Source organism: Synechococcus sp. WH 8101 (assembly GCF_004209775.1).
Lineage (GTDB): Bacteria > Cyanobacteriota > Cyanobacteriia > PCC-6307 > Cyanobiaceae > Synechococcus_C.
The window spans coordinates 188,324-202,312 of record NZ_CP035914.1 but is presented as its reverse complement, the minus strand read 5'-3'; the positions used below and the strand labels follow the sequence as shown (position 1 = coordinate 202,312).

The 13,989-nt window shown below is 65.1% G+C and carries 11 protein-coding genes; 2 read left to right on the top strand and 9 right to left on the bottom strand.

Features of this window, described 5'->3' with window-relative positions; all coding sequences use genetic code 11:
- Positions 1 to 4: 4 nt before the first annotated feature.
- Positions 5 to 1,792: a hypothetical protein gene (locus SynWH8101_RS00965; RefSeq protein ID WP_130128201.1), complete on the top strand. Its 1,788-nt coding sequence runs from the start codon at positions 5 to 7 to the stop codon at positions 1,790 to 1,792.
- Here SynWH8101_RS00965 and SynWH8101_RS00960 read toward each other — a convergent pair.
- The 9 genes from SynWH8101_RS00960 to SynWH8101_RS00920 all read right to left on the bottom strand — a co-directional run bounded on the left by SynWH8101_RS00960 (position 1,762) and on the right by SynWH8101_RS00920 (position 12,615).
- The gene (locus tag SynWH8101_RS00960) at positions 1,762 to 2,616 is read right to left on the bottom strand and encodes a sulfotransferase (RefSeq protein ID WP_130128200.1); all 855 of its coding nucleotides are present in this window, start codon (positions 2,614 to 2,616) and stop codon (positions 1,762 to 1,764) included. The genes SynWH8101_RS00965 and SynWH8101_RS00960 overlap by 31 nt on opposite strands.
- Positions 2,616 to 3,725, bottom strand: a complete 1,110-nt coding sequence (locus SynWH8101_RS00955; protein ID WP_130128199.1) for a glycosyltransferase — start codon at positions 3,723 to 3,725, stop codon at positions 2,616 to 2,618. The genes SynWH8101_RS00960 and SynWH8101_RS00955 overlap by 1 nt, the downstream gene beginning before the upstream one ends.
- Complete coding sequence (locus SynWH8101_RS00950) at positions 3,722 to 4,966, bottom strand: glycosyltransferase (RefSeq protein WP_165380889.1); 1,245 nt, start codon at positions 4,964 to 4,966, stop codon at positions 3,722 to 3,724. Before SynWH8101_RS00950 ends, SynWH8101_RS00955 begins: the two co-directional genes overlap by 4 nt.
- Positions 4,950 to 6,140, bottom strand: a complete 1,191-nt coding sequence (locus SynWH8101_RS00945; RefSeq protein ID WP_130128198.1) for a glycosyltransferase — start codon at positions 6,138 to 6,140, stop codon at positions 4,950 to 4,952. The genes SynWH8101_RS00950 and SynWH8101_RS00945 overlap by 17 nt, the downstream gene beginning before the upstream one ends.
- Positions 6,137 to 8,392 carry a glycosyltransferase gene (locus tag SynWH8101_RS00940; RefSeq protein WP_130128197.1) on the bottom strand — a complete coding sequence of 752 codons (2,256 nt, stop codon included), beginning with the start codon at positions 8,390 to 8,392 and terminating at the stop codon, positions 6,137 to 6,139. The genes SynWH8101_RS00945 and SynWH8101_RS00940 overlap by 4 nt, the downstream gene beginning before the upstream one ends.
- 7 nt (positions 8,393 to 8,399) lie before the next feature.
- Positions 8,400 to 10,217: an ABC transporter ATP-binding protein gene (locus SynWH8101_RS00935; RefSeq protein ID WP_130128196.1), complete on the bottom strand. Its 1,818-nt coding sequence runs from the start codon at positions 10,215 to 10,217 to the stop codon at positions 8,400 to 8,402.
- A gap of 108 nt (positions 10,218 to 10,325) precedes the next feature.
- Positions 10,326 to 11,420, bottom strand: coding sequence for a glycosyltransferase (locus tag SynWH8101_RS00930; RefSeq protein WP_130128195.1), 1,095 nt, complete (start codon positions 11,418 to 11,420; stop codon positions 10,326 to 10,328).
- Positions 11,417 to 12,130, bottom strand: coding sequence for a heme oxygenase (biliverdin-producing) (locus SynWH8101_RS00925; protein ID WP_130128194.1), 714 nt, complete (start codon positions 12,128 to 12,130; stop codon positions 11,417 to 11,419). The genes SynWH8101_RS00930 and SynWH8101_RS00925 overlap by 4 nt, the downstream gene beginning before the upstream one ends.
- A gap of 74 nt (positions 12,131 to 12,204) precedes the next feature.
- A complete protein-coding gene (locus SynWH8101_RS00920; protein WP_007100961.1) occupies positions 12,205 to 12,615 on the bottom strand; it encodes a hypothetical protein in 411 nt (136 codons plus the stop codon).
- 73 nt (positions 12,616 to 12,688) lie between these two features.
- Here SynWH8101_RS00920 and SynWH8101_RS00915 point away from each other — a divergent pair, with 73 nt between their 5' ends.
- Positions 12,689 to 13,978, top strand: coding sequence for a ChbG/HpnK family deacetylase (locus SynWH8101_RS00915; protein WP_165380888.1), 1,290 nt, complete (start codon positions 12,689 to 12,691; stop codon positions 13,976 to 13,978).
- The last annotated feature ends 11 nt before the right edge of the window (positions 13,979 to 13,989 follow it).

Below are 13,989 nucleotides of genomic sequence, written 5' to 3'. Positions count from 1 at the left end.
TGCGATGAGGCTGCAGCAGTTCAAGCGCTACTGGCTGGGCCTGGCTGCCCTCTCAGCGCTGCTCAGCCTGCTGGGCCTGATCGCCTGGGGTTGGCTGACCAGCAACAGGGCGCTGCTTCCGTCTGCACTCTCCCCGGCAGGCGGCCAGCTGCTGCAGACCTACAACGACTGGGCCCACGGTCTGTTCATCGGCGTGGTCCTCCTCAGCATCGCCCTGCTGATCGGTTCGGAATCCTGGACCTGGCGTTCACCCGTCCCAGCCATCCTGCGCGCGATTCGCCGCCACCCCCTGCCGTCGGTGCTGCTGATCGCCTACGCCCTGGTGATGATCAGCGAGAGCAGTTGGTTTTACAAGGAAATTCTCACCTGGTTTGACGACGCCAACACCGGCTTTCTGCTGTCCAATTTCTCGTTGCGTGATTCCTTCATCAGCGAATCGATGGGACGCAACGATTTCCGTTTCTTTCCTCTCGCCCATCAGGATCTTCATCTCCTCAGCTGGCTGACCCCCTACGTGAAGGTGTGGTCTGCAGTCAGCGCCATCGAGCTCATTCTCACGATTGTGCTCGCCGTGCAGCTGACCCTGTTGCTGGCAAAACGCACTCGCAGCACCAGCCTGGTGTGGATCGCCTGCCTGCTGTTTCTGTTCACGCCCGCAGCGGCCTACAACTATTTCCAGTTCATCTACAGCGAGCGGCTGCTCACCCTGTTCTTGGCGCTATTCGCCACCTTCTATGGCCGCTATCTCCACAGCCGCAACGGCCGCGATGGCACCATCGCCTTGGCGGCAGCGCTACTGGGAAGTTTCACCAAAGACACGGCCATCCTGCTGTTCGTGATTCCCGCGATTGCCACCGTGCTGGCCGGGTCGCTGGGAGGGCTGCAGGATTCCCCGCGCTGGTCGCGCCATGGCTGGCGAAGTTGGCTGGAGGCTTATCAGCTCGAAGCCATGCTGATCGGCCTGATTCCGCTCTGGTGTGCCGCGGTGCTCGGTCTGAGCGTGCTGCCGAGTGTGTTCTTCGGAGATGCGCGCTACGACGCCGGCCTGCGCTTCTCCGCCCTGGAACTGGATCTGCGCACGGCATCGCTCACCGCCTTCATCATCGGCCGCGCTGTCTTGATCGCCCGCCACCAGGCCCGCTTCCAGCTGCTCGATGGTCTCAACATCGCCGCCCTGACCTACAGCCTCGCGCTGTATGCCCTGGTGGGCTTCAAGAGCACGAATTACATGGCGTTGCCGGTGCACTGGATCGCCTTGCTCGATCTGCTGTTTCTCTGGAGTGCATGGCTGGAACCCAGGCTGCAGGCCCGATGGTCCTGGCCGGCCATCAACCTGCTGGCGATCGGCCTCAGCAGCCTGGTGCTGATTGTGGAACATCGCTTCGCCCAGACTTTTGTGAGCCGCTTGACCGACATCCACCAGACCCAGCGCTCCTGGCAAGCCACCCTCGATCAGGCCGATGCCGTCGCGCGGAAGGCCCGACGCAAGGGTGAGCCGGTGAACCTGATTTTCAGCAAGTCGTGGTTCAAACATTCCGACACGATCAAACGGCTGCCGTTCGATCGCCTGGTGTATCTCGACCCAGACAAAAAGCAGTATCGAATTCTCGAAGGTCGCCAACGCGGCCAGCTCTATCAACCGGGCCCCGGTGACTTCTTTCTCGATATCGGCTCCGGCAACAAGCTGGAGAAATATGGCATCGATATTTCCTCGTTTGAGCCGATCTATCGCTTTGATCCCGCCGTGAGCAACGGCCGGATCTATCGCTGGCCAGCGGTGAAGCCGGAATAAACCAAACGGCGATTCAGGCGAGCCAAGGGTGGCCAGAGCAGGGCGAGCTGTGCCACCCCGGCGCCCATCCCCATCCAGTCGGCGTCGTAGTGAATCGCCCGTCCTTTCTCCACATCGAAGCGCACCCGATTGCCGGCGAGGATGTGGCTACCGGAGTGCAACACCGGCTGCAGCATCGCGGGGTCGAAGTCGAGCTCCAGCCAATGGCACAGGCGACGCAGGCTCGCTTCGGGTGCCAGCGCCAGCTCCTCATAACCCAGCCGGAACACCGGCTTGCCGCACTCCTCAAACAGAGCGGCATGACGGGCGCTGAGGCGCCACCAGCGCAGCAGCGGCACCAGACCCGGCAGCCAATGCCCCTGGCGGCGGCCATCCCGGGCCCGCGAATGCACCCAGCTGCGCACATCACGGGTGAGATGGATCACCCGGATCTCCAGGGAGGGATCGCTGAGCAGGGGTAGATGGCGATCGTCCTGATACGACTCCACCACCCAGGCATCCTCGGCGGGTGCCAGCGCATCGAGCAAGTGATGCAACTTCTCCAGCAGCGGCCGGTGATCATTGGCCGGGAGCCAATCCAGCACCGGCCCCCACACGGGGCAAGCGGCGGCGACGGCACCACAGGTGCAGGCCCGTTCAAAGCGCAACGGTCCACGCAACTGAGCCGGGCCGCGATGGGCGTCGCCCGCCGCCGGCGTTTCCAGCAGCCGCACCGCCTCCCCCAATCCGGTGATGGCGGGATGGGCACCGAGGGCGAGATCAAGGATCGTGGTGCCGCTGTGCCCCAGGCCGCGGATTAACAGCAATCTGCGTGGTGCCGCCATCACACCTCGTCCGCCGCGACGCGCTCCAGGAACGCCATCAGATCCTGCAGATGATGGTCGAGGGTGAAGCGGGCCAGCACCCGCTCCCGGCCGGCCGCACCCAGGCGAGCCGCCAGGGCCGGCTCGACCAGCAGTCGCTCCAGCGCCAGCGCCATGGCGTCCACATCGCCCTCCTCCACCAGCCAACCGGTGACGCCCTCGAGCACCACCTCGGGGATGCCCGCATGCCGGGTGGCCACCACCGGCAGGGCGCTCAACTGGGCCTCCATCACTGCCACCGGATTGCCCTCACTGTCGCCATCAGCCGCCACCAGGGAATGCTGCACGAAGACGCGCACCCGGCGCATCAGCGCCGCCACCTGCTCCTGGGTCTGCGTGCCGAGAAACCGCACCCGATCCTCCAGGCCGAGCTCCGCCACCAAACGCCGAGCCGCAGGCAGCAAGGGCCCCTCTCCCACCATCCACAGCTCCCCGAGGGGCATACGGGCAAAGGCGCGAATCGTGAGCAAGGGCCCTTTCTTCTCGACAAACCGCCCCACCGCCAGTGCAATGGCTGGAGCTGCTGCCGCATCGCCAGCGGTGAACAGGGCGGCATTCGCCCCGGAAGCACTGATCAGAATCCGCTGCGGATCCCCCCCCAGCTCGCGCAGGGTACGGGCCATTGGCTGGGATTTGCAGATCAGGCCAGCCGCCAGCTGCATCAGCCGCCGGTAACGCTCACGCAACACTCCCAATTTGCCGGCGGCCGAAAGATCGGAGCCCCGGAAATGCACCACCAGCGGCACGCGGGCGCGTGGGCAGGCCTCCATCACCCGCACGGCATGGAAGCCGAATTCCGCCAGCACCAGATCGGGCCGATGACGATCAATCAACCCCCTGGCCACCTGAGCCGCCGGCCAACCCGCCAGCTTCAGCCAACCCAGCCGCGTGCACACCTTGCTGAGCAGCACCGCCAGGCCATAGGCGAGGCGATCAGGCTGCCCCAGGGGACACTCATCGCCGAAGTAGGCCACCACCTCGCAGGGGAGGCCGGCCAGCGTCGCCCGCACAAAGGTTTCCGAGGCCGCGCGCCGCGTCGGCGCGAACACCAGCAACCGCTGCAGACTCATGGTCCCCCCACCAGCTGATCCCAGATCGGCCCCACCACCGACCAGTCCATCTCACGCAGCCGGGTCTGTGCCGCCGCCCCAAGCCTGGCGCGAAGGGGAGCATCCGCCGCCAGCCGCCCGAGCGCTGCAGCAAGAGCCTGGGGCGCTTCGCTCGGCACCACCAGCCCGGTGACGCCATCGTCCACCACTTCCAACGGACCTGGGGAGGCATCGGTCACCACCACCGCCAATCCAGCCGCCATCGCTTCCAACAGAGCGTTGGGCATGCCCTCGAAGCGCGAGGGCAGCACGAAAACGGCAGCCTCCTGCAGGAACGTCTGCGGATCGGATCGAAATCCCATGAAACGCACCCGCTCCGCCAGCCTTCGATCGCGCACCTGCCGCTCCAGCGCCGGTCGCTCCGGGCCATCCCCCACCAGCGTCAGCGGCCAGGTCATCAAAGCCCCTTCCCCTGAGGCCAGGGCCTCGATCAACACATCCAGTCCTTTCTGATGCACCAGGCGGGCCACGCACACCAGACCCTGTCGCTCACCCGCCCCAACCGGCTGAGAGGCGAGGCGAGGCATGGGGAGCGGATTAGGGAGCAGGGCCAGCTGTCGCTCGGCGAACAGGGGAGCCAGGCTTTCCAGCACACCGGCCGTGTTGGCGGTGAGCACATCGGCACGGCGATAGAGCAAGCGCCGGAAACGGGGCCAGGGGAATGGCAGGCGTTGGCGGCGGAGGTCGTTACGCTCCGACACCACCAGACGGCAGGGCTGCATCCAGAGAGCACTGCAACAGAGCATGCTGGTGCGGCTGAGCAGGGCGAGAACCCGCCGTGGACGGTGCTGCTGCAAGTGCTCAGCGAGCACCAGGGCGGGCGGGCCACTGATCCCCGCCAAACACCAGCGCAGCAGCCGGGAACGCCAGCCGGAGCTGTGGGGCTGCACCGGCTCCAACAACCCGAGCAGCGGCCCCATCACCAGCTTGGCGAGCCAACGATGACCGCGGCGAATCAAGCGGTTCCGGCGCCAGCCCGCCTCCACCGCAGGGCTGAGATCGCTCCAGGGCAAAGTCTCCGGCAGGGTGTGGGCCAGAGGCGGCTCCGCCAGAAGCGTGATGATCCGCACCCGCCAGCCCTTGGCGAGAAAGTGCTCCGCCGCCAGCACAGCCACCTTCTGCGCCCCGCCGGGACCGAGATGGGGCAGCACCAACCAGAGATCGTCCCGATCGTGATCGTCCATCTCAGCCACCACGTCCATCCATCGGGTTCGACAGAAGTGGCTCCAACGCCTCCATCAGGCTTCGGCGCAGGCGAGTGGGTGCATAACGCTCACGCACGCCCGTTGCCGCGGCCCCGAAGCGGACCCGGCTCGCCCGCTCGCGCAAGAGGCGATCCAGCTGCTCCACCCAGGTCTGATCCTCTGTCTCCAGGGGCATCAGCACACCGTTCACGCCGTTGTCCACTAGATCGGCAGGTCCCTGGGGGCAGTCGGCAGCCACGCAGCAGCATCCGGCGGCCATCGCCTCCAGCAGCACATTCGGGAAACCCTCGTAGCGAGACGACAACACGAAAATCTGGCTGCGTGCATACCAAGCCGCCAGGTTGCCCACCCGGCCGGGAAAGTGAAGCCGGAATCGCAGCTCCGGCTGATCCCGCAACCCAGCCAAGAGATCGGCCTGCTGATCACGACCGTGATAAGGCTGCTCATCCAGGCCCACAATCACGAGCTGCAACCGGGGATGGCGCGGCGCCAGCTCGCCAAACCAACGCACCAGCCGGTCAAACCCCTTCTGCTCCGCCTTGGTGCCCACCGCCAACAAGACCGGGTCATCCGACCTGACGCCGGCGGCCGCCAACCATTGCTCCGGGTCGAGCTGGGGATGGAAGGCGGGCAGGGGCCACTGCACGGGGTTGGGCAGCAGCAGCTGGCGCCGGGCGTGGAGGTGCTGGGTCAGCCACTGCCCCACCGCCCTGGTCTGCACCAGATGCAGGGCCGCCCATGGATAACTGAGCCGGCGCAGGGCGCTCCAGATCGGGCCAATCCGCTTCAGGGGCGGAAAATTGCGCTCCGACACGACACAGGGCACGCCCAGCCCGCGACAGGCGAACAGAAGTTTGATCGCCGGCAGGGAGGTGATGCCAATGGCCAGATCCACGCGCTCCTGTTGGAGCCAATGGCGCAGCCGCCGGATTCGGAACGGAAACGCCAGCGCACCGAGCGTTTGCATCCAGTCAGCATCAGCGGGCTCCACCACCCTGATCACACCGACCGGGATCGGATAGAAATCCCAACTGCGGGGCTTGCGCGTCAGCAGCAGCGGCTGCCAGCCAGCACTCTGCAACCACTGGGCCCAGGTGAGCGTCACCCGCTCGGCACCACCGAGCTTGAGGCTGTCGATGTAAAGCACCACCCGGCGGCCGTTGCTGGTCATGGCAAGGGTTGCTCACGGCAGCGTTCCAGCTGGGGCAGGTAGGCGCGAAACAGCGGCTCGATCTGATCGGCAAACCGCTGGCGACGCTCCTCCGTGCTCAACTCCCGCTCACTGCGGATCATCAGCACCAGTAAGCTCCGCACCGCCTCCAACCCATCGCCTGGCAACGCAGCCTCCAGCTCGTGGCTGAGCTGCACCATCGCATCGGCAAAGCCACGGTGATTTTCCTGGGCCGACTGGTCATCGAAGCATTCCTGCTCGCAGTGGACCCGCAGACGCTCCATTGGCTGCAACGCTTGCTGGAGCAGGGCATGGTCCTTCGTGCGCCAGGCCTCGATCACATTGAGCGACAGCACCCTCAGGCTGTTGCGGGTGAGTCGGTAGGACGTGTCTGGATCGATCCGGTTGAGATCGAGGCTGTCGAAAAAGATCAGGGCGCGACGTCCCAAGGCCACCAAGGCCTCGAAATCCTGCAGGCCCAGGTGCAGACGCTGCAGGGTGGCGTAACAGGAGACCAGCAGTTTGGTGCGGTTGCGGCGGTTCGCCCGCCGGCACAGACGCGTGCCCGGATCCTGCTCAAGCCCTGTGGCCATCGCATCAATCGCCATCACGCAGCGACGCATCCGAGGCTGGTCATCGAGATCGACGCAGCGATGGGCCATCACCACCAGGCAATAGTTCCGGGCGTGGAGTGGCAACACCGTGCTGCCCACCAGCTCCTCAAAGAGCAGCACCTGCTCCTCACGCTCGGAGGGGCGGTTGCCGCGACGAAACAGCAACTGCTTGAGCTCCCCCAGATGGCCGTAACGCAGCCAGAGCGTGTCCATCACCTCCCGCGCCTGCCCATAGGCACCACAACGCACCAACGGCAGCACCAGTCCCCCCAGCAGAATCCGATCCCCCTCGCCCCAGCGCAGGCGGCCCTGCAAACACCGCAGCGCCAACTCGGGATGGCCGCGACGCATCAGTTGATGGCTCAGGGCCACCAGCAGCTGCGATCCCAGACCGGTGCACCATTGCCCAAAGCGCTCCCTGCGACTTGGATAACCCGCCAGCGGGCCTGCCTGCTGGCGTTCCGCCTCCGCCAGCAGACCCACGCGGTCGAGTTGATCGAGCATGGCGCGGGTGCGGCTGGCGTAGGTGTGATCGGCGGCTCGCTCCAGGCGCTGTTCCTGCGTCGGTCCCTGCCCCTCAAGGGCGGCGGTGATCGCTTGCTCAAACGCAGTCGGATCCGGTGGGCAGAGCCAGGCCACATCGCCGTGGGGCTGGAGCGCCGGAATGGCCGTGGCCACCACCGGCAATCCAGACGCCAGATATTCGAAGAACTTCATCGGGAACATATGGCGTGTGTAACCGTTCATCTGGAGCGGCAACAAGGCCAGATCGGCATGGGCGAGCCAATCGGGCAGATCTCCATAGGGGCGGGGGCCCATCAGGTGCACATTGGGGCAGGCCTGGAGCTCGATCACATCCGTGCTCGGATCGGTTTCACCCACCGGACCGATCAGCACCAACGACCACTCGGAATGGCGACGGGCCAGCTGCAGCAGCAGCTCTAAATCGAGCTTGTAGGCATCGATCGCCCCCATGAACAGCAGCCGCGGCTGTGGAAGGGTGGCCAGCGCCTGAGGGCAGGGCCGATCGCCGCTCATCGCCCGGCGGAAATGGGCCTGGTCGGCCACGTTGCCGAACATCAGGGTGTTGGCATTCCAGCGGAGATGACTGGTCTGCAGTTCCGGGGAGGTGGTGAACACCACATCCACGGCCCGGCACAGTCGCTCCTCGTTCACCTCGAGGCGCTGCACCGGCATCCCCGGCTGCTCCTGAATCCGATCAACGCAGTGATACACGCTGCCATCGAAGCTCTCAATGTCGAGATAAAGGCCGGTGAGCGGGTTGTAGGTCCAGAGAATTGGATGGCGGAAGCCGATCCAGCGGCAGGCCAACTCCAAGCCGTTGCGTAGCAGACGCCGGTTCAGGCCCAGGCCAAGTCCGTCATGCCCGCCCGGGAGCACGGGCGGCGACCAAACCCACAGGCGATCACGCCGCTGCCGCGGCAGCTGCAACATCCGCCGCAAGCGCCGCAGGATCCGAGTGCGATCGGCTGCACCGACCCGCGGCGGGCGAATGCCGAGCGACTCGACATACAGCACACGATGGCCCTGGGCGGCCAGCTCAAGTGCGGTGTGTTGCTTGTTCGTCCAAAGAGGATGATCCCAGTCGGCAGTGGCGAGAACAACAAAATCGGCCATCGAGCGCTCAGCCGTTCTCGATCAGAGCCATGGCGCGGAAGGACGATGAGCGCTCCTGCAGTTGTTCGAAATCACCACTGGCGATGACGCGCCCTTGCGCCATTTCATGAATCAGATCGCACTTCTTGACGGTGGAGAGGCGATGGGCAATCACAATCGTGGTGCAACGTCGACCGACGATGTCGAGGGCCTGCATCACGTCGTGCTCCGTTTTGTTATCAAGAGCGCTGGTGGCTTCGTCCAACACCAAAACCTTGGCACCGCGGAAAAAGGCCCGAGCCAAAGACAGACGCTGCCGCTGACCACCCGACAATTTGATCCCGTTCTCACCGATCATCGTGTAGAGACCGTAGGTCATGCCAGCCACATATTCATCAAACTGGGCGGCTTCCAGAGCACTCCAGACCCGATCATCATCAATGGTGTCGGGATCACAACCAAAGGCCACATTGTCGCGAATGCTGCCATCCACAAGGCGTATATTTTGAGGCACAAAGGCACAGTTGGCCTGCCAGGCGGGGAGCTCCTGAGCCGCCACCTCCACCCCATCCAGGCACAAAGCACCTTTGGTGGGCTGGAATAAACCAAGAAGGAGATGGGCGAGGGTGGTTTTCCCGCTACCGGTGCGACCCACCAGGGCAATCCGCGCACCGATCGGCACGGTGAGATTCACATCCCGGATCACCTCTTTCCCGTCAGCGGTGTAACGGAAGCTCACATCCTTGAGCTGAATGAAGCGACGGGGCATGACCCCTTCCGGAGTCGGCACACCCGGCGAAGAGAGCAGGTAGCGCTCCGGTTGCAGGCGGAGGAGTTCCAGCGCATCCACGATCTCCGGCAAACCGCCGCGGAGACGATTAACACTGCGGAACATCGACTGGAGCGGGCCGGAAATGCGCAGCAGCGCCACAAGCAGAGCGGAGAGGGCCGGCACCGCATCACGAATCGCTCCGGCATCACCGCTGAACAAGGCCGGGCCGATCCCCACCAAAAACAGAATCGTGATTCCGGCCGGCTCTATCACCAGACGGGGCACATCGGGAAGCAGACGACCGATGCGGTCGTAACGCTTGGCGATGACGCCATCATGGGCAAACCGGGAAACAAAATAGTTTTCAGCAGAGTAAAGCTGAACTTCACGCATGGAGCGCAACGATTCCATCAACAAGAGATTAATTCTTCGGCCATACCGAATCCGCTGCTTCGTCGACAAACGCAGATAGGGAGTGATGATGCGCGAGGCGAGCACATAGGCCGCCAACATCAACAGAAACACCAACAGGGCCTTGAACCCGAGAACCACAATCACACCGATCAGCAGCGCCGACACCGACACCACATTGCCGGCAATCAGAATCAATGGGCTAATCACCCCAGTCGACACACTGTTGAGAATACGATTAAACTTTTCTGACAGGTTTGCGGTTCGGTTGCGGATAAAAAACTCATAATTCTGGCGCATCAAATTGGCATACACCATATTCACCAGGTCGTTCCATACCTCAGCGCTCAGCAGACTCTGCATCAGAGACACGCTGAAACGAATCCCGGAAGCGAACCAGAAGGATGCAATCAGCAGGGCCACCAGCCAGCCCGATTGATCGAGAAAACCACCACCGAACACCCGGATGCCGGGCAGATAGTCCTCGAGTCGCGCTCCAGCCAGCAGCCCCACGAGGCGGGCCAACAAGGCCACTAGAAACACATCAAGCAACCCTTGAAACAGGGACGCGATCAACACCAGCACCAGAAGGCGAACCCGGCGCTGCGGCAGAGCACGCAGCAGCTGACTGAGATTGCTCCAGGTCTGGCTTTGCAGGGGCATGAAGACCGTCAGCGATCAACCTTGTGCTGCAACCAAGCGTTCAGACAACGTTTGCGCAGCACAACGCCTACCTGCTCCATCTCCGCTGACCTTAGACCGCCTAATCCCTCAGGGTTTTCTCCGGTTCGGCCAGCCAGGCAACCGATCGGCCACCTTGCCGCGCAGGCGATCCAGGCGCTGCTCCCAACGCAGACGGCGCGTCGAGGGCGAGCGAAGCGCCGCGGCCGGATCGAGCCCCAGGGCGTTCTGCGCCTGCAGCTGTTCGAGCTGCTCCAGGGTGCGCTCCCAATGGTCCAGCCAGCGTTCTTCCGACACCTCGATCAGCAGGGACTCCAGCACGGAGGGTTGCGGACGCCAGGGCTCCGGAGTCGCCACCGCCGCCGCAATCCGGCTCAGGTCGTTTTGCAGGGACCCCTGGCCAATCTGATGGGCGGTGACTCCGGGGGTCAGGGTGTCGGCGAGAGCATGGTTGAAGCTGCTGAACAGCACACAACCACAGGCGAGCGCCTCCAGCGGCGGCAATCCAAACCCTTCGCTGACGCCCCGGCCGCGCCAATACTCGGCCGAGTCGTAGAGGTACACGCTGGCGCTGTTGAACAGCTCCACCAGATCCTCCACCCAACCGCTCTGCACCTCCACCGTGAGCCCTTGCCCCCGCAGGGCCGGCACCAGGCGCTCCAGCACATAAGGGCTGCTCTTGCGCTGCTGCACCAGCACATCGATCGGACGCCGAGCCGAGCCGTGATCGACCGCGCCAGGGCGGGCACCCCGCGCCAACCACTGGGGCTCCAGGGCATTGGGCACCAGAAACAGGGGATTGCGCGGCGCCCGATCACCCCAATACCCCAGGGTGTTGCGACTGACGGCGACCACCGGCACACCCGGCGGCAGGTCAAAGCCATAGCCGCTGCTGTGGGCCTGATAGACCACCGGCCGACCCCGGAGCTTTGCCAGCAACCCGGGCACATCAAAGCCCCAGCTCACCACCCAGAGGGCAGCGCCAGGCGTCGTCTCCTGGGCCAGTAAATCCTCCAACCAAGGGTGCTCCCTCTCCCGGGCCCGATAGGTCACCACCTGGGTGGGCCGGAGCCGGCCGAGCAGACGGGCGGTCTGGAGGGCCACATTCAGGCCCCCACAACGGAAGCGGGTTCCGGTGCCAGGCACCAGAACCCGGATGGAGTTGATCGTGGGGTGGGCGATCAAGCCGCCACGGCCTCCGTGCTGCCGGCGCGCTGGCGGCGCGTGAGGAAGCCGAAGAGCACCTTGCCGATCGCGGCCACCAGGTTGCCCTCCAGCTCCTGGAACATCGTCATATTGAGGTGGAAGGCATGGTTGGCCTCCTCCACGATCCGATCAGCGGTGGCCTGATCGATCGGCAACTGATCCATCGCAGCGCGATAGGTGGTCTTGAACGCCTTCTCATCGGCGATGGCCGGGAAGGAGTAGAAATTCAGACCCTCATCACCGCTCAGGTTCATGGCCTTCTGGGCGATCGTCTTCAGGATCTGGCCGCCGGAGAGATCGCCCAGGTAGCGGGTGTAGTGATGCCCCACCAGCAGCTCAGGAGACTCCTGAGCCACCTGCCGGATGCGCGCCACATAAGCCTCGGCGGCGGGAGTGGCCTTCACCGCCTGGGCCCAGTCGGAACCGTAGTAATAGGCCAGGTCCTGCTCGAGGGCTTCACGCCGGTTCAGCTCCGGAAAGGCAATCGGCGCGAGCACAGGGTGGCCGGACAGGCGGGCCATCTCCTCTTCCATGGCGCTGTAGACCACATACAGGTCGGCCACCAGGGTGCGGTAGCTGCCCTTATCGACGACGCCCTTGAGGAAGCAGCTCACAAAGCCAGTGTTCTCGGCCATGGTGTGCGACTTCTTGGTGCCTTCACGCAGCTGGGCAGCCAGAGCGACGGACATGGAGGGGACGATTCGGCAATGCGACAAACCTTAAAAGCCACGTCCATCTGGACGGTCACAAGGGTTGCGAAGGGTTACGAGGCCAGCGGGAACAGGTTGTGCAGGTCGCGGCAGATCTGCTGCAGCTGATGCACCCGATCGGGCTGGGGCAGGTGGCGACCGGAGGGTTGCCAGTCGCCCACGGTGGCCAGCCGCCAGCGTTCGCCCTCGTAGGTCATGCCGCGCATCAAGACCCCGAGCAGGGCCCGGTTGTGATTCAGGCGCAGCTGCAGCAACAGGCTGCGGCACTGCAGACGCGGGCTCCAACCGGGAAAGTGGAAAGCGAGATCCAGGGTTTCCTCCTCGCTCCAGCGACGGGTGAGCGGATCATCCCGCCAGGGGCTGAGGTTGGCCGTGGCCGCCGGAAACTGCTGGCGCACCAGGGTCACCGCCGAGGCGAGCGCCTGGGCCAGTGCCACGCTGTCGACCGCTTCCGCTGCATTCACTCGCCCAACACCCCCTCACCTCCAGGTTGAAGGATGCAGGCCGGCCGCGCCAGCTGCCGTTACGGTTGCGACCATGAATTCAAGGTCACTCAGCAGCCGCGTGGGGCTTTATGGCCTGGTGGGCGTCGTGGCCGCCGCGGTGCACGCTGGCGTGCTGCTCGGCCTTGGTGTGTTGCTGCCGGTGTGGCTGGCCAACCCCCTCGCCTTCCTGGCCGCCTCCGTGGCGGGCTATCTGGGCCATGCCCGTGTCACCTTCCGGCCGGAGACCGGCGGCGAACGCTTCGCCCGCCGCTGGTTGCTGCTCCAATACGGCGTGAACCTGGCAGTGTGCAGCCTGTTGCCGCTGGTGATCCGCGGCCTGCTGCCGCCACCGCTGGAGCTGGTGGTGCTGGTGTTCACGCCCACCGTGCTCAACGCCCTGATCTGGTCGCGGGCGGCCCGTTTCAGCCTGCAGAGGCGCAGCGACCAACTCAACCCGAACGCCCCCCGGCCCCGCCTCCATGCCGACGATCTCGGCCTCAGCGACGCCACCAACCGGGCGATCCTGCAGCTGGCGCAAGCCGGCCGACTCGATGGCACCAGCCTGCTGGTGAACGGCCCGGCGGCGGCAGCGGGTGTCGCCGGCTGGAAGGCCGTGGAAGCGGAGCGGCCCAATCTGCAGCTCTGTCTGCATCTCTGCCTCACCGAGGGCCCGGCGGCGGCACCAGCAGCAACGATTCCCGAGCTGGTGGATGCACGGGGCCACCTGCGCCTCTCCTTCGGGCGCTGGCTGCTCGCCTCCCTGGGGCCACCACGCCAGCAACGCCGCATCGCGGAGCAACTCGGCCGGGAGATCGAGGCCCAGATCGCCCGCTTCCGCCAACTATGCGGCCCCGGCCCGATCCACCTCGACGGCCATCAGCACATCCATCTCGTGCCTTTGGTGCTGAACACACTTCTGGCGATGGCCGATCGGGAACAGATCGCGTGGCTGCGCAGCACCGAGGAACCCCTACCCACCGGTCTGCCCCTGCGCTGCTGGTGGGAGGCCTGGCGCCAGGCCGGACTGCTCAAGTGGCTGGTGCTGCAGCTGCTCAGCCAGCGGGCGCGCCGACCGATGCGACGCCACGGCCTCAGCAGCAACCGCAGCTTTGCCGGCGTGCTCTTCACCGGCCAGATGGCCGGCGCTCCGCTGAATGCCGCCTGGCGAGAGCTGCAACGCCTGGCTGGGCAGGAGCAGGCTGGTGAAACAGCCCCCCTGCTGCTGGCCCACCCCGGCGCCCCCCTCGACACGGATCTGAAGGCGTTGGGGTTCGCCGTGTCGCAACCGTTTGCCGCCTCCAGTTGGCGCCAACGCGAGTGGCGTGCTCTGCAGGCGCTGTGACCGCCTGAACG